Source organism: Armatimonadota bacterium (genome assembly GCA_020354555.1).
In the GTDB taxonomy this organism is placed as follows: domain Bacteria; phylum Armatimonadota; class Hebobacteria.
This window is the reverse complement of the sequence record CP070648.1, coordinates 1606404-1627577: the sequence shown is the minus strand read 5'-3', so window position 1 is coordinate 1627577 and position 21174 is coordinate 1606404. Positions and strand designations below refer to the sequence as shown.

Annotated in this window: 13 protein-coding genes; 8 read left to right on the top strand and 5 right to left on the bottom strand. The window is 65.8% G+C overall.

Annotated features, from left to right (window positions below):
• A partial coding sequence (locus JSV65_06585) for a cupin domain-containing protein (protein ID UCH36014.1) occupies positions 1–446 on the bottom strand: 446 nt, incomplete at its 3' end.
• A gap of 379 nt (positions 447–825) precedes the next feature.
• On the opposite strand from JSV65_06585, the gene JSV65_06580 reads away from it, so the two are divergent.
• From JSV65_06580 to JSV65_06550, 7 genes are all read left to right on the top strand, one after another.
• Positions 826–2298: a hypothetical protein gene (locus JSV65_06580; GenBank protein UCH36013.1), complete on the top strand. Its 1473-nt coding sequence runs from the start codon at positions 826–828 to the stop codon at positions 2296–2298.
• 23 nt (positions 2299–2321) lie between these two features.
• The gene (locus JSV65_06575) at positions 2322–3101 is read left to right on the top strand and encodes a creatininase family protein (protein ID UCH36012.1); all 780 of its coding nucleotides are present in this window, start codon (positions 2322–2324) and stop codon (positions 3099–3101) included.
• Positions 3102–3245: 144 nt separating this feature from the next.
• The gene (locus tag JSV65_06570) at positions 3246–4832 is read left to right on the top strand and encodes a DUF4091 domain-containing protein (GenBank protein ID UCH36011.1); all 1587 of its coding nucleotides are present in this window, start codon (positions 3246–3248) and stop codon (positions 4830–4832) included.
• Between the two features lie 379 nt (positions 4833–5211).
• Positions 5212–7233 (top strand): hypothetical protein, encoded by a 2022-nt coding sequence (locus tag JSV65_06565; protein ID UCH36010.1) that lies wholly within the window; start codon positions 5212–5214, stop codon positions 7231–7233.
• Between the two features lie 21 nt (positions 7234–7254).
• Positions 7255–9618 carry an alpha-L-fucosidase gene (locus JSV65_06560; GenBank protein UCH36009.1) on the top strand — a complete coding sequence of 788 codons (2364 nt, stop codon included), beginning with the start codon at positions 7255–7257 and terminating at the stop codon, positions 9616–9618.
• Between the two features lie 47 nt (positions 9619–9665).
• Positions 9666–12506, top strand: coding sequence for a heparinase II/III family protein (locus JSV65_06555; protein ID UCH36008.1), 2841 nt, complete (start codon positions 9666–9668; stop codon positions 12504–12506).
• Between the two features lie 11 nt (positions 12507–12517).
• Entirely contained in the window at positions 12518–13630 is a 1113-nt protein-coding gene (locus tag JSV65_06550) for a hypothetical protein (GenBank protein UCH36007.1), read from the top strand.
• Between the two features lie 85 nt (positions 13631–13715).
• Here JSV65_06550 and JSV65_06545 read toward each other — a convergent pair whose 3' ends face one another.
• From JSV65_06545 to JSV65_06530, 4 genes are all read right to left on the bottom strand, one after another.
• Entirely contained in the window at positions 13716–15785 is a 2070-nt protein-coding gene (locus tag JSV65_06545) for a hypothetical protein (GenBank protein ID UCH36006.1), read from the bottom strand.
• Positions 15786–15936: 151 nt separating this feature from the next.
• Complete coding sequence (locus tag JSV65_06540; GenBank protein ID UCH36005.1) at positions 15937–17049, bottom strand: hypothetical protein; 1113 nt, start codon at positions 17047–17049, stop codon at positions 15937–15939.
• Positions 17050–17075: 26 nt separating this feature from the next.
• Positions 17076–18338, bottom strand: coding sequence for an MFS transporter (locus JSV65_06535; protein UCH36004.1), 1263 nt, complete (start codon positions 18336–18338; stop codon positions 17076–17078).
• 252 nt (positions 18339–18590) lie between these two features.
• A complete protein-coding gene (locus JSV65_06530; protein UCH36003.1) occupies positions 18591–19622 on the bottom strand; it encodes a hypothetical protein in 1032 nt (343 codons plus the stop codon).
• A 1008-nt stretch (positions 19623–20630) separates the two neighbouring features.
• On the opposite strand from JSV65_06530, the gene JSV65_06525 reads away from it, so the two are divergent.
• Positions 20631–21174, top strand: a 544-nt coding sequence (locus JSV65_06525) for a hypothetical protein (GenBank protein UCH36002.1), incomplete at its 3' end; no start/stop codon positions are given.

Below are 21174 nucleotides of genomic sequence, written 5' to 3'. Positions count from 1 at the left end.
TGTTTGTCCGCGAAGAAGTTGTCACCCTCGATGGAGGGCTTCGATACCTCCAGCACCAGCGCCGCGCCGACCCCGGTGAAGGCGTGCCCCATGCCCGGCGGCATCGGCAACAGATCGCCCTCGCGCATCATGCGCTCGCCTTCGTCAGTCGTCATACGGATCGTTCCCTTGAGGATGAAGAACGTTTCGTGCTTCAGGCGGTGAGAGTGGAAGGGGCAGGTCTGGCCGTCGAAGAGGAACAGAAACTTCCCACAGTATCCGAGTTCGGGTTCGTTGGCGATCCAGAACTCGGTTTCGCCGATTTCGCTGAAGCGGTTGAGGCCGAAATGCAAGGGCAGCGGCTCGACTGCGGGCATGGTCAGCCCCCACTCGGCAAGCTGCTTGCGAATGCCCGCGATCGCCTCCTCACGCGCGGGCCCTTGCAGCTCCACGCTGTGGTAACCCATCGGCTGATTTCCTTCGCCAGCGGCGCCGAACGCCCGAGCGTTCGCCGTCGTCGTAAGCATAACCACGCCCGGCGGCGCTGTCAATCCGGACCGCGGCAGGGGGTGACCTCGAGTCTTTGGGATGCCGCGCAGATGCCCTCCGCTTCCTGCTAGGGATTTGTGCGCCTGTCACGCAGAGGACAAAGGTGAGGGTAAGAGGCGTCGCCATGCACCCTCACCCGCCTCGCCAAAGGCTCACCGACCTCTCCCTAGGAGGGAGAGGCGGGGATGCACCCTCCTCCCATAGTAACGCAAGAGTCACACCCGCGCGGCGGCGGCCACGGCTCGCAGGGCTTATGCGGCTCCTCACGGAATCTGGATGCGGACTGTTCCTGCTCCCATGGCGTCATATCTCACATTCGACATCGGCACGACCGCGCTGAAGACCGCGCTGGTACGGGACGATGGCCGCGTCGTCGCCCTGCACACCGTCGAATACGCCGCCGATGCCCCGCGCCGCGGCTGGGCCGAGATGTCTTCCGAGACATATTGGCGCGCCGCAGTCCAGGGCACGCATGCGGTCTGCGCCGCGTCAGGAACACGGCATCAGGAACTCGCCGCGATCGGCTTCAGCTCGCAGGGGGAGACCTTCGTCCCGCTCGACCGGAACGGCGAGCCGCTGCATCCCGCCATCATCTGGCTCGATAATCGCGCGGCGGAGATCGCTGAGACATGGGAGGCCGAGTGGCTCTCTCGCGACGCCTTTCGCCGCAGCAGCGGGTACCCCTGGCTGCCGTGCGAGCTGACTGTCTTCAAGATTGCGTGGCTTGCCGAGCACGTCCCCGAAGCCCACCGCGCGTGGAAGTTCGTCTGCCTGCCGGACTATCTGACATACAGGCTGACGAGCGAAGTCGCGACCGATCACGTGACCGCGCTTTTCAGCGGAATGTATGACCTCGCGACCGGCGGTTGGCATCCGGAGCTGCTTGCCGCCGCCGGTATCAGCGTGGAGCAACTGCCTGTCATTCTGCCCTCGGGGACCGTGGCTGGACGTGTGACGCCGCAAGCAGCGTCGGAGTTGGGCATCCCGCCGGGTGTGCCCGTGTGCGCGGGCGCGAATGACCAGATCGTGGGAGCGGTGGGCGCGGGCAACGTGCGCCCCGGCATCGTCACCGAGACGACCGGGACCGCGCTCGCGGTCGTGATGACGACCGACGTACTGCTGCACAGTGCTGCGGTCTGCGTCGGGCGTCACGTGGTTGACGACGCGTATTACGCGCTGTCGTTTGCGCCCACGTCGGCCATCGTCTTGCAATGGTTTCGCGACCTCTGCGCGGCGGGGGAGGACTACGAGGAGTTCCTCGCCGGCGTCGAGTCAGTGCCGCCGGGCTGTAATGGATTGACGGTTCTACCGCATTTCTCAGGCACGGGGCCGCCGACGTTCAACCGAGACGCGCGAGGCGCCTTCGTCGGACTCGCCCTGGGCCACACGCGCGCGCATCTCGCCCGCGGCATCATGGAGGCGTGCGCCTGCCTGCTCCAGGAGTGCCTCGAGCCTCTCGCGAACCAGGGGCAAGAGATGGCGACCATCCGCTCACTCGGCGGCGCGGCGCGCAGCGACCTTTGGCTCCAGATGAAGGCGGATCTGCTCGGCGCGCCGGTGGAACGGCCGGCGTGCCCCGACGCGGCTTCCCTGGGTGCTGCCATGCTCGCCGCGGCAGGCGTCGGCCAGTTCCCATCGGTAGCCGACGCGTCCGAGGCCTGGTATCGCACCGAGCGCACTTTCGAGCCCGACGGCGAATGTCATGTCCTCTACCGGGAAGTGTACGATCGCTACCGCGCGGCGTGCGCCAAGCTTTACGCGAAAATGTGAGACAACCTGCCGGGGAGCTTACCATGTCCTACTTCTTTCGCGACCAGTCGTCGCCGCAGATTCAGGAGCACATCGAGAAGCAATCACTCCTGATCCTGCCCGTCGGCACCACTGAAGAACACGGGCCGCACCTGCCCGTGGACACCGACGCGCGGATCGCCGAAGCGTACGGAATGCGCCTTGCGGAGACACTGACGCCGGAGATCCCCATGCTGCTGATGGACACGATCCGCTACGGCTACTCCATGCGCGTGATGCAGCGCTGGCCGGGGACCGTCGTCGTGCGCACCCGCGTGCTCATGGACCTCGTCTTCGACATCTGCCGGTCGGGCCTGGACATGGGCTTTGAGAAGCTGGCGATGCTCGACTGCCACGGCCATCACAGCGGGCTGCTCGGTACGGTGGCGCGTGAGCTGTGTGACGCCTGCGACAAGGCCGTGGCGATCATCAGTCCGGCTGAGCTGTCCCGCGACGAGTTCAACACCGCGCGCAAGTCAGAGCAGGGCGGCGCGATCCATGCCGGTGAGTGGGAGACTTCGCTTGTGCTTCACATCAGCCCGGACGTCGTGGACATGTCGAAGGCGAGGGATGTGGACACGATGCGATATCGCACGGAATTCGTCGCCGGCGACAACTTCCTCGGCCGCCAGCGGGTGCACTGGTCAATGTGGTACCTGCAGCCCAGCGGGACGGGTGTGTACGGCACGCCGACCGTGGCGACCGCGGAAACGGGAAAGGTCATCATGGACGCCGCTGTCGCCAATGGCGCGCGGTTTCTGGAGGAGTACTGGCGCAAGCGTTAGCCGGCGCCGTGTGTCCGATCGGACGACGTGACTGGAGGTAATGGAATGATGAGACCGCTGCTTATTCTGTGCTTGGTGACGACATGTGCAGGAGCCGCGGCGGCCGCCGCGAAGGTAGGCGCATCTCCCGCAGCGGAGGCTAGGATGACGGACCGATCCGGGCCCGAAGCCGGCTTCTCCATCTGGGTCACGCACTCATTGGACACCGTGTTCAAGGACACCCCTGCGCCGGCGCAGTCTAGCGCGGCGATCTCGCTGGTTGCAGCGGGAGGCGAGTACGAGTCGGCTCAGGTCGTCGTTGTCCCGCACCGGGCCCTCGACGCGCTGGCGTTCTCCGTCTCGTCGCTGGCCGGCCCGCAGGGGCGGATCCCGGCTTCGCGTGTGCAGTGCCGCTTCGTGGGCTACCAGTGGGTCGAGAAGAACTCCAAGGCGTCGCCGCCCCAGGAACTGACCCGGCAGGCGCCCGCGTGGTTCCCGGACCCCTTGCTCGAAGAGCGCGAGGTGGCTGCCGAACGCGGCGAGAACCAGCCGATTCTCGTCACCGTGTCCGTGCCGCGCGACACGGCCCCCGGGCTTTACAGGAGTAAGGTGCGTGTGCAGGGGGACGGCGCGCGCGTGGACGTGCCGCTGACGCTGGAGGTGTTGCCGTTCAACCTGCCTGAGAAGCCCACCCTCTGGGTCACGAACTGGTTCAGCCACGGGGCGATCGCCAATGCCTATGGGGTGCCGTTATACAGCGAGGAATTCTGGCGCCTGCTCGAGGCGTTCGCCCGCGACATGGCGGAACACCGCCAGAACGTCGTCATCGTGCCGCCCGACCTCGTGGATGTGTATATCGAGGCGAACGGCGGTCTTACCTTCGATTTCCCCCGCTTCGACCGCTGGGTGGGGATCTTCGAGCAGGCGGGCGTCGCCGAGCGGCTGGAGATCATGCACATGGGTGGGCGGACGACGGGCGAATGGGAATGCCCCACCTTCGCCATCGGTCGCCGTCCCGCGCTCGTGCGCGCCACCGGTGAACGACAGGATATCGAGATCGAGCAGTTCCTGCCCGGCCTGGTGCAGCATCTCAAGGAGAAGGGCTGGCTCGGGAAGAGCATGCTGCACGTCGCCGACGAGCCGATTCCGGTGAATGTCGAGTCGTGGCAGGAAGCGTCGCGGCGCGTACACGCGGCAGCGCCGGAGCTGCCGCGCATTGACGCGATCCACGTCCCCGGGCTGCCGGGCGACCTGGAGATCTGGGTGCCGCAGCTCAACTTCTTCGACGAGTCCTACGAGACGTTTCGCGACGCGCAGCAGAAAGGCGAGTGTGAGCTGTGGTTCTACACGGCCTGGGTGCCCCAGGGCAAGTACCCCAACCGCCTGATGGACTTCCCGTTGATCAAGCCGCGGCTGCTGCATTGGGTCAATTACCTCTATGGCGCAACCGGCTACCTGCACTGGGGGCTCAACTGGTGGGATATTGAGTTCGGTCACTTCTCGCCTGGCGACGAGTGGATCGTCTATCCCGGCAAGAACGGCCCGCGTGGCAGTCTGCGCTGGGAGGCGATGCGTGACGGCCTGGAGGACTACGAGTACTTCAAGCTGCTCGAGGGAAAGCGTGGCGAGGAGCGGGCGATGGAACTCGGGCGCCGGCTCATGCGCAGCATCACGGATTACGACCGCGATCCGGGAACGCTGCTCGATATCCGCCGGCAGATGGCTGCGGAGATAGCGGAGGGCAGCGGTTAGGAGGCGTCCCGCCGCCCTCCCTATGACACGCGGTTTCACCCCCTGCGAGTCATATGCGCTGATCGGCGAACGCAGATGCGGTCAAACCGTGGATTGCGCGAGTCATGCAGTGCCAAAGAACGTCGTGGGTTCGCCCCCCTGTACTGTCGCGAGCATACGCCGCCTGTTTGCAGATGGGTGCATTGTATCGCACGCTCGGCAAGATTGCTGTCGATAACTCAGCACATTTGTGGAATTGTGCCGGGATTCGAACACGCGCGTCCGAATCGTTGGGCACGCCCGATGAGGGGCCGACGAAAGGCAGGCCCGACACGTGCGACGAAACTAACGGCCTGGACGGGCCTTGACACGGCCCTTTGCGCCGACGGAGCCCATGCGAGTGCCAGCGATGCTGACCGCGCTGAGGGTTCATGCGCCGTATTGGCTGGATGACGAGTCTCTGGAGAGGCTGCTCTCCTGGCTCGCGAACCTGCCCGGAACGTTCGACGAACTGGCGTTCTTCACCTCAGAGACCCACGCTCCGCTGCCCGTGGAGACCATGACAGCCCGCGCTTGCCGCCTGGGGCCGGTTCTGGCTCGAGCGCGCGTGCACGGCTACCGGGCGGGCATCAACCTGCTCGCCACCCTCGGCCACCATGAGGAGAACCTGCCTGGCTCGCTCGACGAACCCTGGCAAAGGCTCCGCGACCCCGAGGGCCGGGAGTCCAAGGGCTGCTACTGCCCGGAGGACCCGGGGTATGCCGACTACCTGCGGCCGATGTTCACGGCGCTCGCGCAAGCGGCACCGGACTTCCTCTGGATTGATGACGACGTGCGGCTCATGGGCCACGCGCCGATCGCGGCTTCGTGCTTCTGCGACCGGTGCGTGGCTCGTTTCGCCGAGGAAGCCGGACGGCCGTTCACGCGCAAGACGCTCGCCGAGGCCCTGGAAGGCGGGCCGACGCCGGAGCGACTGGCGCTGCGCCGCGCCTGGCTGGAGCACAACCGCGGGGTCATCGCCCGCTTGTTCAAGCTCATCGAGGAGACCGTCCACGCGGCTCGCCCAGGGCTGGAACTGGGATTCATGACGGGCGACCGCTTCTACGAGGGGTACGCCTTCAGGCGTTGGGCCGAGACGCTCTCCGGGCCTGCCAAAGCCGCGGTGCGCTGGCGGCCGGGGGGAGGGTTCTACTCCGACGAGGCGCCGATGGGCCTCGTGAGCAAGGCGCACGACCTTGGCCGCCAGGCTGCGGCATTGCCCGATGCGGTCACCGTGGTGCAATCAGAGCTGGAGAACTTCCCATATCATCTGCTGCGCAAGAGTCCGCACACGACGGTCGTCGAAAGCGCGGCCCACATGGCCGCAGGATGCAGCGGGGTCGCGTTCAACGTTATCCCTCAGCACCCCTCAGCCTTGGATGAGATGCGCCCGATTCTCGAGCGCGTGGCGGCAGAGCGGCCCTTCTTCGGCCGCCTACACATGGAGCTGGGCCGCTCTCAGGCGCTGGGCGTCTGGCCAGCCTGGAACGACGACGTGTGGATCGTGAACGGCGATCCCGGATCGTGGTTCCGCTGGGGGGTGTGCGGCGAGTACCTCACCGCGCCGTATGCCTTGAGCGAGATCGGCATTCCGGTCTGCTACGACCGCGCCGGGGCGACTGTGACCGCGCTCGCCGGTCGCATGCCCCTCGCGTTCAGCCCACAGGAAATCGAGGGCTTCATGCGCGGGGGCGTGCTGATGGACGTCGCGGCGCTGGAAACGCTGTGGGACATGGGACTCGGCGAGATGGCCGGCGTGCGGGCGGGGGACTCCTTCTCGGTGGACGCCATTGAGGCGTTCACCGATCACCCGCTGAACGACCGCGATCTCGGCGAAACGCGCAATTGCCGGCAGTCATTCTGGCCGCAGGACGCGAGAACCATCAGACCCGCCGCGACGGGCGTGCAGATATTGTCGCGGCTGACCGACTACCGGGGAAACGACCTCGGCGAGTGCCTCTCGATCTTCGAGAATGCGCAAGGCGGGCGGGTGGCGGTATCGGGATACTATCCGTGGGCAATGATTACCAGTGGCGCCAAGGTCTGGCAGTACCGCGCGCTGGCGCGATGGCTGAGCCGCGATCGACTCCCTGCCGTCGTGGAGGGCGTGGCGAAGGTCGTGGTGTGGGTGAGAGAAGGCGCGAACGGGCGCCGTGCCATCGTGGTCGTCAACCCGTCGTTGGACGCCCAACGGGACCTCGGGCTGTGGATTCGGATGCAGGCGGACCGCGTCGAGTGTGTGCCGATGCAAGGGGCTTCGCAATCGCTCTCAGCCGAGGCGACTTCCGCGCCGGACTATCAACGAGTCGTGCTGCCTGATCTCGCTCCGTGGAGCGTACACCTGCTGCTGTTCGAGGCTCCGCGCGAGAGGAGCCCGTCATGACGTGCGATTGGGGATCGGCTGATGTCGAATCGAACCATCGTTGAGGCGGCAGCCGCGGCAATGCGCGTGAGATGGCCGAGACTTGCATTGGTCGCTCTTCTGCTGTGCGCCGGGGTCGGCGACAATGGAACGCGGGTCGCAGCCGCCGTCCCGCGGGATGCGCGGCACGGTAAGATGGAGGTGATCATGGTGTCCGACGAATCCAACGACAGCGCGGCCGCACCCGCGCCGCAGGCGCCGGAGTGGTTGTTCGGCCGCGAGGGGATGCCGGTCAGCCCCGGCATTACGTTCGCCGCGGCACCAGCGCACCCGCCCATCACCAAGCGCCAGGAGTGGTTCAAGGACCTCAAGTTCGGCATGTTCATCCACTGGGGGCTCGAGTCGGTGTTGCATAAGCACCCAGGCGCGTGGGAAGCGGCTTGCCGTGATCCGAACTGGGATGCGTCATCCCTGGGGGCCGATCTGGCGGACCTCGGCGAATCATTCGATGCCGCGGCGTGGGTGAGCCTGGCGCAGCGCGCGGGAGCGCGCTACATTGCGTTCACCACAAAGCATCACCTCGGCTTTGCCAACTTCGCGTCGCGCCACAGCGACTACAACTCGGCGGCCATGGGCCCGCAGCGGGATTTCGTGCGCCTTCTGGCCGACGAATGCCATCGCCGCCGCATGCCGTTCATCGCATACCTGTCGCTGCCCGACATGAAGCACCCCGACTGCCGGCCGCTCGACAAGGCGGCGTGGGCGCGCTACCTGAAATTCCTGCGCGGGCAGATCGAGGAGTTGGCGACCGCGTACGGCCCGCTCATGGCGTTCTGGCTCGACCCCGGGCCGTGGAACGGGCCCAGCTACTTCTACCCCGTCGCGCAGATTCAGGACGAAGTGCACCGGCGATGGCCGGCGACTTTGTGCTTCGACTGGGACGAGGCCGAAAAGAGCTATGCCAGCCGCGCCTACCTCAGCCCGCAGGGCATGGTCATGGCCTACGAACTCTACCCCGAGGGGAGCGGACCACAACCCGACGCCTGGCCGTTCGAGGTCTGCGACACGCTTGCGGACTCCTGGCACTACAACCCGGCCGACACCGCCTATAAGGACGTGCCGACCCTCATTCGCCGTCTCGTCGAAGTCGTCGGCCGCGGCGGTAACTACCTGCTCAACATGGCGCCGCTGCCGTCGGCGGCGATCGACCCGGAGGACGCGAAGCGCTTCGAGGCAATAGGGGAGTGGCTGCGACGCAACGGGGAGGCGGTCTACGAGACTCGCCCGCTCGGCACGCCGGCGCAGCCGTGGGGCTGGCCGGTCATGAAGGGCAGCCGGGTCTATCTGCACATCCTGAACTGGCCGGGCGAGAAGCTGGCCTTGGACGGCCTGAAGCGCCCTGTCGCCGGCGCGCGGTGGCTGCACGGCGAGGAGCTGCCGTTCGCGGCCGGCGCGGAGAGCGTCGTCCTTCACCTGCCCGCCGCCGCGCCCGATGCGGTGGACTCGATAGCGGTTCTCGATCTTGCCGCGGGGGCAGTTCCAGATGCGCCCCCATCGAAAAACGTCGCCGGCAGCGCGACCGTGCCCGGCCTGGTCAAGTCCGGCGCGAAGTATGGTGACATCTGCGAGGCGACGCCGTTCGTGTGGAAGGGCCGTCTCCTATTGCTCGTCAACATTCGCCCCGCGTCGGCTGCCGATCCCGCCCAGCACTATCTCGAGATCCGCGACGTCGCGGATGACAAGGCGCTGACCAGCTTCGGCCGCGGCTATTCCCTCGCGTCGGCGTTCGTCTGGGAGGGCACGCTGTACGTGTACGCGGCGCGCAATCAGGACGGCGGGTGGCACGATGTAAGCGAGTTCAGGACGGAGGATCTCGTCAAGTGGACTGAGGCGCGCGTCGTCATCGAGGAGATTCCGCAGGAGCAGCTCTTTAACCAGTCCGTGTGCCGCGCCGGCGATCGCTTCGTCATGGCCTACGAGAGCAACGACGCGCGCTGGCCCGCATTCACCATCAAGTTCGCGGAATCCAAGGATCTCGTCACGTGGCGCAAGCTGCCGGACTGCATCTTCGGTACCGACCGGTACACCGCCTGTCCGTGCCTGCGCTACCTCGATGGCTACTTCTATATGCTGTATCTGGAGCATCTCCAGCCGCGGTGGTGGTTCGAGACGTTCATGGCGCGATCGAAAGACTTGGTGGACTGGGAACCGAGCCCGCGCAATCCGATCATCGCGCCCGGCCCCGGCGAGGACATCAACACCTCCGACCCGGATCTCGCCGAATTCGACGGCAAGGTGCTGCTCTATTACTCCTACGGCGACCAGCGCACGTGGTCGCAGTTGACGTGGGCGGCGTTCACGGGCACGCTGCGCGATTTCTTCGCGGCGTGCTATCCGCTTGATTAGCGACATCAAAGGACGGGCGTTCGATGTCGTTCGAGGAGGGCGAGCCCATGTTGGCACAGATCGCGGCGGCACGCGGCGCAGCCTTGGGCATGTTGATTCTGCTCTTGGTGACGGCGGGATTGCGCGCCGCATTCGCGGCTGATGCAGGAGGCGAGACCGTGAAGACTCACGGCGTGTTCTATACGACCTCGATGATGGAGACGGCACGCGCCAACATCGCCAGTCACCCGTGGGCGGCCGAAATCCAGAAACGGATCGTCGCCGACGCTCAGCCGTGGATGGAGTTCTCCGACGACGAGCTGTGGGATCTCATGTTCGGCAACGCCATCTCGCGCTCGTGGATGGTGTGGTCGAACGGCCACTGCCCGGCGTGCCGGCAGGGCGTGCCGATGTACAACTGGGAGATGAACGCCTTGGCGCGCCCGTGGAAGGTGCGCTGCCCGCACTGCAAGGAGCTGTTTCCGAAAAACGATTTCCACGCGTTCTATCGTTCGGGGCTCGACGAGCGCGGCGTGTTCGATCCCGCGCAGGCGAACCGCGAGCTTCTGTTCAACGCCGAACATACCGACGCCGACGACCCGCTGCGTATGTTCGGCGTGGACGATGGCGAGGGCTACGTCGAAGGCGACAATCGCTGGCGCTTCATCGGCGCGTACCTGATCTACGGCCAATGGAAGCAGGCAATCGTTGCGGGCATCCGCAATCTCGCCGCGGCGTACGTCGTCACCGGCGACGCCGCCTACGCGCATAAGGCGGGCGTGCTGCTCGACCGGGTTGCCGATCTCTACCCAACCTTCGACTTCGGCAAGGAAGGCTTGGTGTACGAAGTGCAGGGGGCGGCCGGTTACGTCTCGACATGGCACGACGCCTGTGTCGAGACGCGCGATCTGGTCACCGCTTACGACCAGGTCTTCGAGGCATTGCGGCATGATGAAGCACTCGTCGCGTTCCTGTCGCGCAAGGCCAAGGAGTACGGCCTCGACAATACCAAGGCGTCCTTCGCCGACATCCAGCGCAACATCGAGGAGCGCATCCTGCGCGATGCGATCCGGAGCCGTCGCAAGATCGAGTCGAACTATCCGCAGACCGACCTCACTATCGCGATGATTCACACCGTCCTCGGCTGGCCGGGGAACCGGCAGCAGGTCTACGGTATGCTTGATGCCATTCTCACTCGCGCGACCGCGGTGGACGGCGTGACCGGCGAAAAGGGGCTCGCGGGCTACGCCGCCTACGCCGTGAACGGGACCGCCGTACTGCTCGAGCAGTACGCCCGGATGGATTCCCACTTCCTCGCCGACGCGTTCAAGCGCCATCCACGGCTGCATGACACGTTCCGCTTCCACATCGACACCTGGTGCCTCGGCAGATACTACCCCTCGTGCGGCGACTCCGGGGCATTCGCGCACCCCTCGGGCTACGCCGGCGTGTCGCTGTCCAGGAGCCCGGGCCTCGCGCCGTCCATGTACACGTTCTTCTGGCGAATGCATGAGCTGACCGGTGATCCCGCCTTCGCGCAGGTGATCTATGGCTCGAATGGGCAGACTGTTGACGGACTGCCGCACGATTTGTTTGCCGATGATCCGGAGACGCTCCAGAAGCAGCTCGCGGAAGTGATCGCGCGCGAGGGGGCTGCGCCGAAGCTCGGCAGCGTCAACAAGCAGGAGTGGCGCATCGCCATCCTCCGGGCGGGCGAGGGCACCGACGCGCGGGCGCTGTGGCTGGACTACGATTCCGGCGGCGGGCACAGCCACGCGGATGGGATGAATCTCGGCCTGTTCGCCAAGGGTCTCGACCTGTTGCCCGACTTCGGCTATCCGCCGGTGCAGTATGGCGGATGGGGCTCACCCAGGGCTAGGTGGTACACCATGGCCGCCGCGCACAATACCGCGGTCGTGGACGGGCACAATACGCAAGCGGCCGGCGGGCAGACGACGCTCTGGGCCGACGGCGACGATTTTCGAGCGATTCGCGCGTCATGCCCGCAGCTTATCGAAGGCGAGCAGTTCGAGCGCACCGCCGCGATGGTTGACATCTCGGATCGCGACTTCTACGTCGTGGATGTGTTCCGCGTCATCGGCGGCAGCGATCACGCGAAGTTCACCTACGGTCATTTCGGGGAATTGAAGATGTCAGGTCTGTCACTCCAATCCGCGAATGACTATGGGCACGACACGCAAACACGCGGCTTCAGCGCTGACCCGGCGCCGGACCCGGGCTGGAGCGCAGATTGGCGTGTCGAGGATCGCCGCAACGTGCTGCCCGAGGACGCCGACGTCCACTTGCGCTGCACCGACCTCACAACCGGCGCCGAGGCATGGACGGGCGAGGGCTGGGTATCCGTCACCGGGTTCGGCACGAATGACGAGGAGTGGATTCCGCTGGTCATGGCCCGCGGTCGAGGCGAGTCGCCGCTGGCTTCCACCTTCGTTACGGTGATCGAGCCGTACGAGAGGGAATCGAGTATCGCGCGCATTCGCCGCCTGCCGCTGGAGACCGCGCGGCACACCGCCTTCCCGGATCCGAACGTCGCCCTCGAAGTCACGCTCGCCGACGGTCGGCGCGATCTGTTCATTACGGCGGACGTGGAGAATCCGCTGCGTCTGCGGCCGTCCCGCTCCGCGGGCCGGATTCTGCTCCAACGCGATTGCGGTGTCCGCCTCGACGGCGAGCTGGGCGTGGTGCGCTGGGACAGCGCGGGGACGGTCGAGCGCATCATCATGTGCCGGGGCAAGTCTTTGCGCGTCGGGAACGTCTCGCTCAAGCTGAAGGGGGAGACCGACTTCGTGGAGGTCGCTTTCCACGATGGCGGCGCCGATATCGTCGCGGGCGATTCCCGGCAGATTGAGGAAATCCAGGTGAAAGGAACGCCGATTCCTTGGCGATGAGCGTCAGGCCAATGACTGTTCGCGAAAGCTTCGTGCGCTGCATGAGATTCGAGCCCGTTGACCGCGTGCCCAACTTCGAGCTGGGCTACTGGGGCCAGACCATCGAGCGCTGGCTCGCCGAGGGCATGCCCGCCGAGGAGGCCGACCGCGGCGGCTTTCACGGCCACGCGTTTTTCGGCATTGACGACCGACCGCACCTGCCCGTAAACTTCGGCCCGGTGCCGCCGTTTGCCCACGAGGTGGTCGAAGAGACCGATCGCTACGTCGTGGCCCGAGACGGAGACGGGGCGCTGCGCAAGGCCATGAAGGAAGGCACTACGCGCGGCACGCGGCCCTCGATGGACCAGTTCATTTCCTTCGCGGTGCAGACGCCCGAGGACTTCGCGCGGGTCAAGGAGCGTTTCGACCCGCTCAGCCCGGGCCGCTATCCCGAGAACTTCGCCGAATGGGCGGCGAGCATGGAAAGCCGAAAGTCGCCGCTGTGTGCGGTGCCTAACGGCGCGTTCGGGCTGTACAGCCACCTGCGCCGGTTCCTCGGGACCGAGGGGCTGTCCTACGCCTGGTACGACCAACCCGGCCTGATTCACGAGATGCTGGACTTCTTCACGGAGTTCGCGATTGAGACGCTGCGCCCCGGCCTGGAGACGATTCAGTGCGATTACTTCAACTTCTTCGAGGACTTCGCGTTTAAGACCGGGCCGTTGCTTTCGCCGCGCATCTTCCGCGAGTTCCTGCTGCCGCGCTATCATCGCATCGTCGAGTTCGTCCGCAGCCACGGGATTGATATCATCTGGTTCGACAGCGACGGCAACTTTGATGTGCTTGTGCCCCTGGTCATCGAGGCCGGCATCACGTGCATCTGGCCGCTCGAGGTCGCGGCGGGCAACGATCCACGGGAAACCAGGCGCCGTTTCGGGCGCGACCTCGCGTTGAGCGGCGGCTTGGACAAGCGCGCACTTGCCTGCGACAAAGCGGCAATACGCGCCGAGCTGCAGGCGAAGATCCCGCCGCTGCTCGACGACGGCGGCTACATCCCGACCCTCGACCACGCGGTGCCGCCCGACGTGTCGTACGAGAACTGGCTGTACTACCTGGAGCTTAAGTCCGAGATGCTGGCGGCGTGAGCAAGGCGAGGCTTGGGTCGGGGCGGCGCTCCGCAGTACGCGCTGCCGAATCGGCGCTGAAGCGCCGCACTCCACGCGGTCCGAGCTATTCGCGCGAAGCCGCGACCTGCTTCCACGCACGCGCCAGCGGCCGATAGAGCGCGACGGTGTCGAAATTGTCGAAGCTCGGTTCGTGCGTCAGGATCTCGTCCCAGTGCGTCAGGCCCTCGGCGGCGTCGCCGAAGCGCACCAGCGCCATGAAATGCGAGAAGTCGTAGGCGAGTTGCCGGCTGTCGCGCCAGTACAGCCACCACCGCTGCTGCCGCAGCACCTCGAACACGTGATACGGGTCGTCCGGCGGCAGCGACCACAGCGGGCACCACGAGAACCACGTGAACATCGTGTAGTCCCACGCCACTGCCGGCTCGACGAACAGGCCGTCGCCGAAGTACTGCGATAGAATCCCGCCGCGCCCGTACGCCTCCCGCCAGCGGTACAGATCCATCGCCGCGAACGCCCAGCACGCCCGCGCGCGGAAATCAGCCGCGGCCTCCGGCTCCCCCGCAAGGCGTGCCAGATGATACAGGCACGCATATGCGAGATACCCGCCTACGGTTGACTCCGTGAGAACGTGCACGTACTCCGGCCCGGCGTGCGCCCACGCCGAACCGGTGATGTCGTACGCGCGTCCCACGGTGGCAGCAAGGCTCGCGGCCTTCGGCCAGATTTCCGCTGCGTAGTCCGGGTCAACCAACGCGGCATACGCGGCAGTCGGATAAAGCACCGTCGAGGAGATCTCGGGGTAATCCACGACCGCCGAAGGCATGACCGGCTCCGGAAAGACGACGACCCCGGTGCGTTCGTCGGTCGTCAGCCGCCCCCACCAGTAGTCGAGCGTCTTGCGCACTGCTAGAACGACTTGCCCCCGCAGTGGTTCGTCGAGCAGCGGCGCCAGCTGAATGAGCACCCCCGCTGTTTGACCATCATAGAACGGGCGCTCCAGGGAGAACGTGAAAGTGCCGTCGTCGTTCTCGTGGGCGAGGAGCGCTTTGACGTCGACCTCGATGGCGGCCTTGTCGTCCGCGGGCACGGGCGGGAAATCCTCGGTCAGTCGTTCGAGGTTCGGCGGAATATCGAGGGCCATCGCGACTGATCTTGCCTGCGCCAGGGCGACCGGGCCGAAAACCGTGTCGTGGGACGTGAGGCGCAGAGCCTTCCGCCTGGGATGGTTGAGAATCACCGCGGAGAACGGCGGCGGGATCGGAAGCGGGGCCGTCGAGTCGCGCCGCGACCATCGAAAGCGAACGAACGGCACATCGCCCGCGGACGCCACTTCGGTGACCAGTTCATCCGCCGGGCAGGCGAGCAACGGCAGGATTCTCAGCACGGAGTCGGGCGCATGTGCGCCGAGAGCGGCGGCGTACAGATCGGGCAGGGCGGCCTTGGCTCCGGCCGGAACTCGGCTTTCGGCGAAACGCAAAGTGACGCCGCGCGCGCCCACCCGCACCTCGGTCGGACGACTTGCAGGCAGCAGCGCGAGCGTGTAAGGCTGCCCCTCGTTCCATGCGAGCAGGAATCCGTCGCCCACGGGCAGGCGGAGGCGTCCCCGGCGATCCTGGCGAAGCACGGTTCGCCCGTCGGACCCCCACCATTCCCAGTGCGCGGGCACCGGCTGGCCCGCCCATTCCCAACCGGTTACAAGCCACTCCGCGATCACCGGCTTGTCGGCCGCTTCGCATTCCGCACTGAAGCGGACGACCGGATTGCCGATCGCGTCCTCGCATACAACCGTCGCTTGGCCGAATCCGCCGCAGTAGTCCTTGGCATACCTGCCCAGTGTCGGCGCCGCCAGGAGAGTTCGCGTGCCTTCACCCATGGCATCGGGATTGACCAGCGTGTGCGCCTGGATGCGGCCGTTGAGCAGCAGGCTGACGAACCCGGCAAATGTGGGCTTGCCGAAACGCTCGCCGTGGCGCTCAGGCGCAAGGTACAGCAGCTTGAACCCGCGCTCCACGATCACGTTGTGGTCGAGATTGCACAGATGGCCGACGCCGGTCAGGGACGGCTGAGCGAAGCGGCCGAGCGGGACGGGCGCGGCGTCATTGCCGTGACTTGGGGCGGCTGCGGTCAAGCCGAACGCGAAGGACAGCACAAGAACGGCGAGCCGGACCGTCACGAGATACCCTCCTCGATGCGGCATGGTCGGGTTCGACGAACTGCAGTGGCTCCTTGGGCGTGCCCTCCGATCAACGGCGACGCCCAAGACTTCAGGAGAACTCGCGCCCGGTTCCCCGGCGAGGCCGGGCGGGCGCCATGGCTCTCGCGCTCTAGGCCTGGATCGGGTACTTCCCCCACCGCAGCGTCGCCGCGATCATCGTGCGATAGTTCTCAAGCGGCACGTAGCTCGTGACGGAATTGCTGCTGCCCACCGCATAGCCGCCGCCGGGAGCGACGGTTCGGATTCTCTCGCGCACTTCCGCCTCGACCTCCGCCGGCGTGCCGCGCGTCAGGGTGTAGCCGAGGTCAATGTTGCCGATAAGCGCGAACGCGCCGCCCCAGTCACGCTTGACCGCGGCAATGTCCATCGCCTGCGGCTCAATCGGCTGCAGCGCGGTGATGCCCGCGTCGGCGAGATCGGGCATGAACTCCCAGATATCGCCATCACAGTGGTAGATCAGCGGCAAGCCGTGGGATGCCGCGACCTCGCCGTACTTGCGGAACCAGGGGAACAGCCACTCGCGATAGACCGTGGGTGAAACGAACGGCCCGCTGCGATGCGCCAGGTCGTCCGCCAGCCACAGCGCGCCGACCTTCGGCAATTCCGCAGCGCGCTTGAAGACTTCGAGCAGGGACTCGCCGACCCGGTCGAGCACCGCGCGCGCGAGCCCGGGGTCATCCGCAAGCGCGAAGCAGAACCCCTCGAATCCCATCAGTTGGCGCGTCGTCTCGAAGATCCCCCACGTCCCGCTGGTGAGACCCATGCCCCGCGGCAGCAACTCGCCCGCGCGCACGATGTGGTCGTAAAGAACGTCATCGAGCGACGGCCAGGGGTAGCGCTCGAAATCCTCCCGCGACGCGATGACGCTCGTGTGTTCCTCCATCCACGAGCGCTCGACATCGCCCGAGTCATAGACGCTGTATTGCGCCGCCTTGACATTCCAGCCGCCGGTGAACAGATGGAGATACCACGGCGCGAGGTGGATGTAATCGTATCCCGCGCTCGCCCAGAACTCGACGTCCGCCGCAACGTCGTAGTCATCCCCGCCGATGAGGGAATTCCCGACCGGGCGGCCGAGAAAGGCCTGCTTCACCGGAGGGTCCATAAGGAACTCGCCGAGCGGCACGCGATCCGGCTCCTCGCGCCGCAAAACCGCCACGAAACGCGCGAAGTCAGGCCTGTGACTCGCAATCAACTCGTCGTCGGTGAATTCCTTCGGCATCGACCTGCGCGACTCTCTCCCGATCCTCACTCCTGGCTGGCTGCGGCGTCCCCCGCCGCTGACTCCGCCGGTGCGCCCTCCGCCTGCTGTGTACTCCGACCCTCCTTAAAGAAGATCAGGAAGGCCAGGGCGCAGGTCACGGTCAAGGCGCAGGGCACGAGGAACACCCCGGTGTAGTTGACGACCGCCCCGGCTGCAGTTTGCGTAGTGAAGTAATCCTGCACCCAGCCCGCAAAGTAGGCGCCCAGGTAGTTCCCCAGACCCAGGGTGATCAGCGTCAGCAGGCTCTGTGCTGAGGCACGGATATCCTGGGCAGCCACCGCGTTGACGTACACCTGGCCGACGACGAAGAAGAAGGTATAGCCCAGCCCGTGCATCGCCAGTGATGCCACCACCAGCCAGACCGGCTGGCCGATCGCGAAAATCGCGTAACGGATCGGCCACGCGATCACGCCGATCGCCAGGCACGTGCGCACCCCCAGGCGCGGCAGGAGAATCGGCAGCAGCGCGGCCATGGCGATGATCTCCGCGAGCTGAGCAATGGTCATCACCGCGGGCAGCCGGCTCGACGAGATCCCGATGTACTCCAGGAATGGGGCGGTGAGGACATAGTAGAACTGCAGCTCGGTCACCACGACGAACGAGATCACCATGAAGATGGCGAAGTTGCGGTTACGCAGCAGCTTCAGTGCCGCGAGGAACGCCCAGGGATTCTCCGACTTGCTCGGCGGCGTGTGAGGCAAAGCGAAGCAGAAGAGGCCGAGCAGCAGCGAGGCCCCGGCCGCCAGCAGCAGTGAGTCGCTCGCCCCCGCTACCGTCAGCGACGGCGCCGAGCGCCAGTACGTCAGCCCCCAGCCCGCCAGGATCCACCCGATCGTGCCGAGCACTCGGATGCTGCCGAAGTCCCGTTCGGCATTGCGCAGGTGATGGAAGGTGAGGCTGTTGGTCAGAGGCAGCGTGGGCGCGTAGAGCAGGGAATAGACGAGCATCCACACCACGAACGACGAGAAGCCGGTCTGCCGGGCAAGCAGGAGCAAAGCCAGCGCGCCCAGCAGATGGGCGATGCCCAGGAACCGCTGAGTGGACACCCAGCGGTCGGCGATCTGCCCGCCAAAGAACGGCGAGATGATACATGCCAGAGGCAGCAGCGCGTAGATCGCGCCCGTCTGCACCCCGCTGAAGTGGAGTGTCTTCTGCAGGTACGCGGACAGCACCGGCGCCCATGCCCCCCAGATCACGTACTGCAGCAGCATCATCCCGCTCAAGCGCAGTCGCAGGCTCAGGCTCATGAATGCCTCCTCTCCAAACCGATAGTAGTGGGGCAAAGCGTCCCCTGGGCTCCGAAGCCTTGGCGAAGGAGGCTCGCTTGCCGCCCACCCCCGCAGCCGGGGGAGGTTGCACCACCATGGTCGGGCACGCGTCCTCGCGTGCCGACCACCCCTCAAACACGCGTCGTTTCGGTGTCTGCTCGGCAATCACCTTCGCGCCGCTTCGCCGGCGCGCGGTGCGTGGTCACGCCTGCTGGGGTGGCGCCTGCCCGACTACCTCCGCCCGTACTCCTGGATCGCCTCGAGGTAGCACTCGATGCTCGGGATCGGCACGGTGTACGGGATGTGGTTGCCGACGGCGAAGAAGTACCCCGGGCAGTCGCGCCCGAGGTCCGCGCAGCGTCTGACCTCCGCGCGAATCTCCTCCGGGCCTTTGGTCTGCAGTATCCGCGAATCAATGTTGCCGATGATGACGTGGGTCTTGCCGTACCGCTCGACGATGTAGCGCAGGTCGGTCAGCGGCTCGAAGATGAATCCCTCCGCGCCGGCCTCCGCGAGGTCGTCCACGAACGCATCGAAGTTCCCATCGGAGCAGAACAGCAGCTTGATCCCCGCCTCGCGCAGCGGCTGCCACAGTCGCTTTATCCGCGGGAAGACGTACCGCCGCATCCACGCCGGCGAAAACGACGGCCCTGCCGCCCACACGATGTCGTCATGACAGAGGAAGATCGGCACCTCCGCCCGGATGTGCGCCTCGATGACCATCGCGCTGATCTCGGTGAACCCATCGAGGACCCGCTCGAAGCGATCGGGATCGTCCATCGCCGCCGTCATGAACAGCTCCCACCCGAAGGTCAGGATATTCCACGTGAACACCGTGTTGTAGAACCCGCCCGGGAACACCGCCTCGGGATACGCCGCCAGGCCGCCCTCGTAGTACCGGCGCACGTCCGCCGTCAGTTCGTCCATGGACGGGATCTTCGCGGCCGCCAGCGGGTCGAATGATAGCACCTCCTCTTCGGTCTGGAAGGGATAGGAGGAGCGCCACGGCGTCTCCGTCTCATAGTACTTCGCGCGGCCCATATCGGTGCGCGGCGTGCCCCAATCGCGCGAGTAGGTTGACCAGATGAAATCGTAGTCCAGCGCTTTGGCGAGCGCCGGCCCGACCTTGCCGGCCTGCTCCGAGTCCTCGGGATCGAAGCCCGTGATCTTCATGATGAACTGGCGGTGGGTTAGGTACTCGGTATGCGGGATGCGGTCGGGCATCTGCAGGTCAATCGCGTGCCTACCGCGTTCGTAGGACATGGCTGCTCGTCACCTCATTGACGAAAGTCTCGCGGTATATTCGCCGGGCCGCGGCGCCCGCCTTTCGGCGGGCCATCTGGTGCGACCGGACAATGCCCTGAGCTGAAGCCGCAGATGGGGATCCGACCTCACACAAACGGACTTCGACGCGCCGACCGCAGAGGACGCAGAGAACGCTGAGAGTCCAATCCACGGATTGGCGCGGATGTAACGGATTGCGCCAACGGCAACAACACGTGGGCACGCGCCTCGCCCCTATGGAGTGCGGCGCTTGAGAGGTTGTTGCATAATTCGCTGGTTCGCGCTTCACCGGCCTGGGAAGTGTCATTCAGAGCGCAGCGCCGAGCCTGAGCAAGGCGCAAAGCGAAGAATCTCGGTCCCATCGAAGCAGTCACGCAACAGCCTGTTGAACGCCGCTTTTGCGCGGGCCGCGTCAGCGGCCCGGCTGAGCGTGACGCCGCCCTACAACGCACGCTATCATCGCCAGCCAGCCACTCACTGTAAGGGCACAGCACGTGGCCAGGCTTCGCCGCCACACCGGCCCGGAGGGCCTACGCACTGCGCCCCTACCTCACCCTACCTCAGCAGGCTAGCCAGCGGTTCGGACCGATGCCCCGCGCTCCAGCAGCCGCCCCGGGCGTTGACACTCGTGTCACCTGTGGCTATCATGTCCGCGGTTCAGCCGTGATGGTACGCTGACCGCGAGGGAATACCGCACGTGAGACCCTGCCGCCGAGAGGCCGCAGTCACATCGCCGCAGGCTCATTCTGCGGGCGAGGAATTGTCGGCCCACCTGCCGGCCCGCGCGCTCTTCGCGCCTGCGGGCCGTTTTCGCTTCTCCGCCCTCCGCGCTCACCGACATTCACAGTTGCGCGGCATACATCACACAGCGCGAAATAGGTGGCTGTCCCTAGTTTCACCAATGCGATCAAGGGCGTAGGAATCGGGGCTGGTTATGGCGGCACCGGGTGGCTTGTGAACAATTGCCCGTGAGAGGAGACAGAGCACATGCGTTTCCTGAGAAGGCGGCGGGAGCCGCCTCTCAAGCCGTTGGAGAAGACGCTGCTCGATGCGCTTGCCGCTCATCTGTCCCCGGAAGCACAGGTGGTGCTCGCCGAGCAGATCAGACAGGTCAACCTGGTGCAGCGGGATGCCGGCGACAAAGAGGTGCGCCTATATCACATGGAGCGCGGAAAACCGACCCGCGAGAACGTGCCGCTGTTCCCAAACGCCGTGCCGGAGGTGAGGCTTGCGCGCATGTCGTTCGTCGCTGCGGATAAGCCCAAGGGGCTACGCGTGGACTTCTGGCTTGTTCACGGGAGGCTGTTTTCGCTCGAGTTTAGCCAAAGCCCCCGAGGGATCGACGCTAGTCGCATCGAGATCAAGGACGTGAAGGTGATGGTCGATCCGATGGTTCCCGCAGTTGCAGAACCAAGGGAACCGATTGAAGCCGATACTCTGACGGATTGGCCTCGCGAGTGGTCGAGAAAGTGGGCGGTAGCGAGACTCCGCGAGCCGTTGCCGGGGCCGGACCAGCAGCGGATCCTGGCCC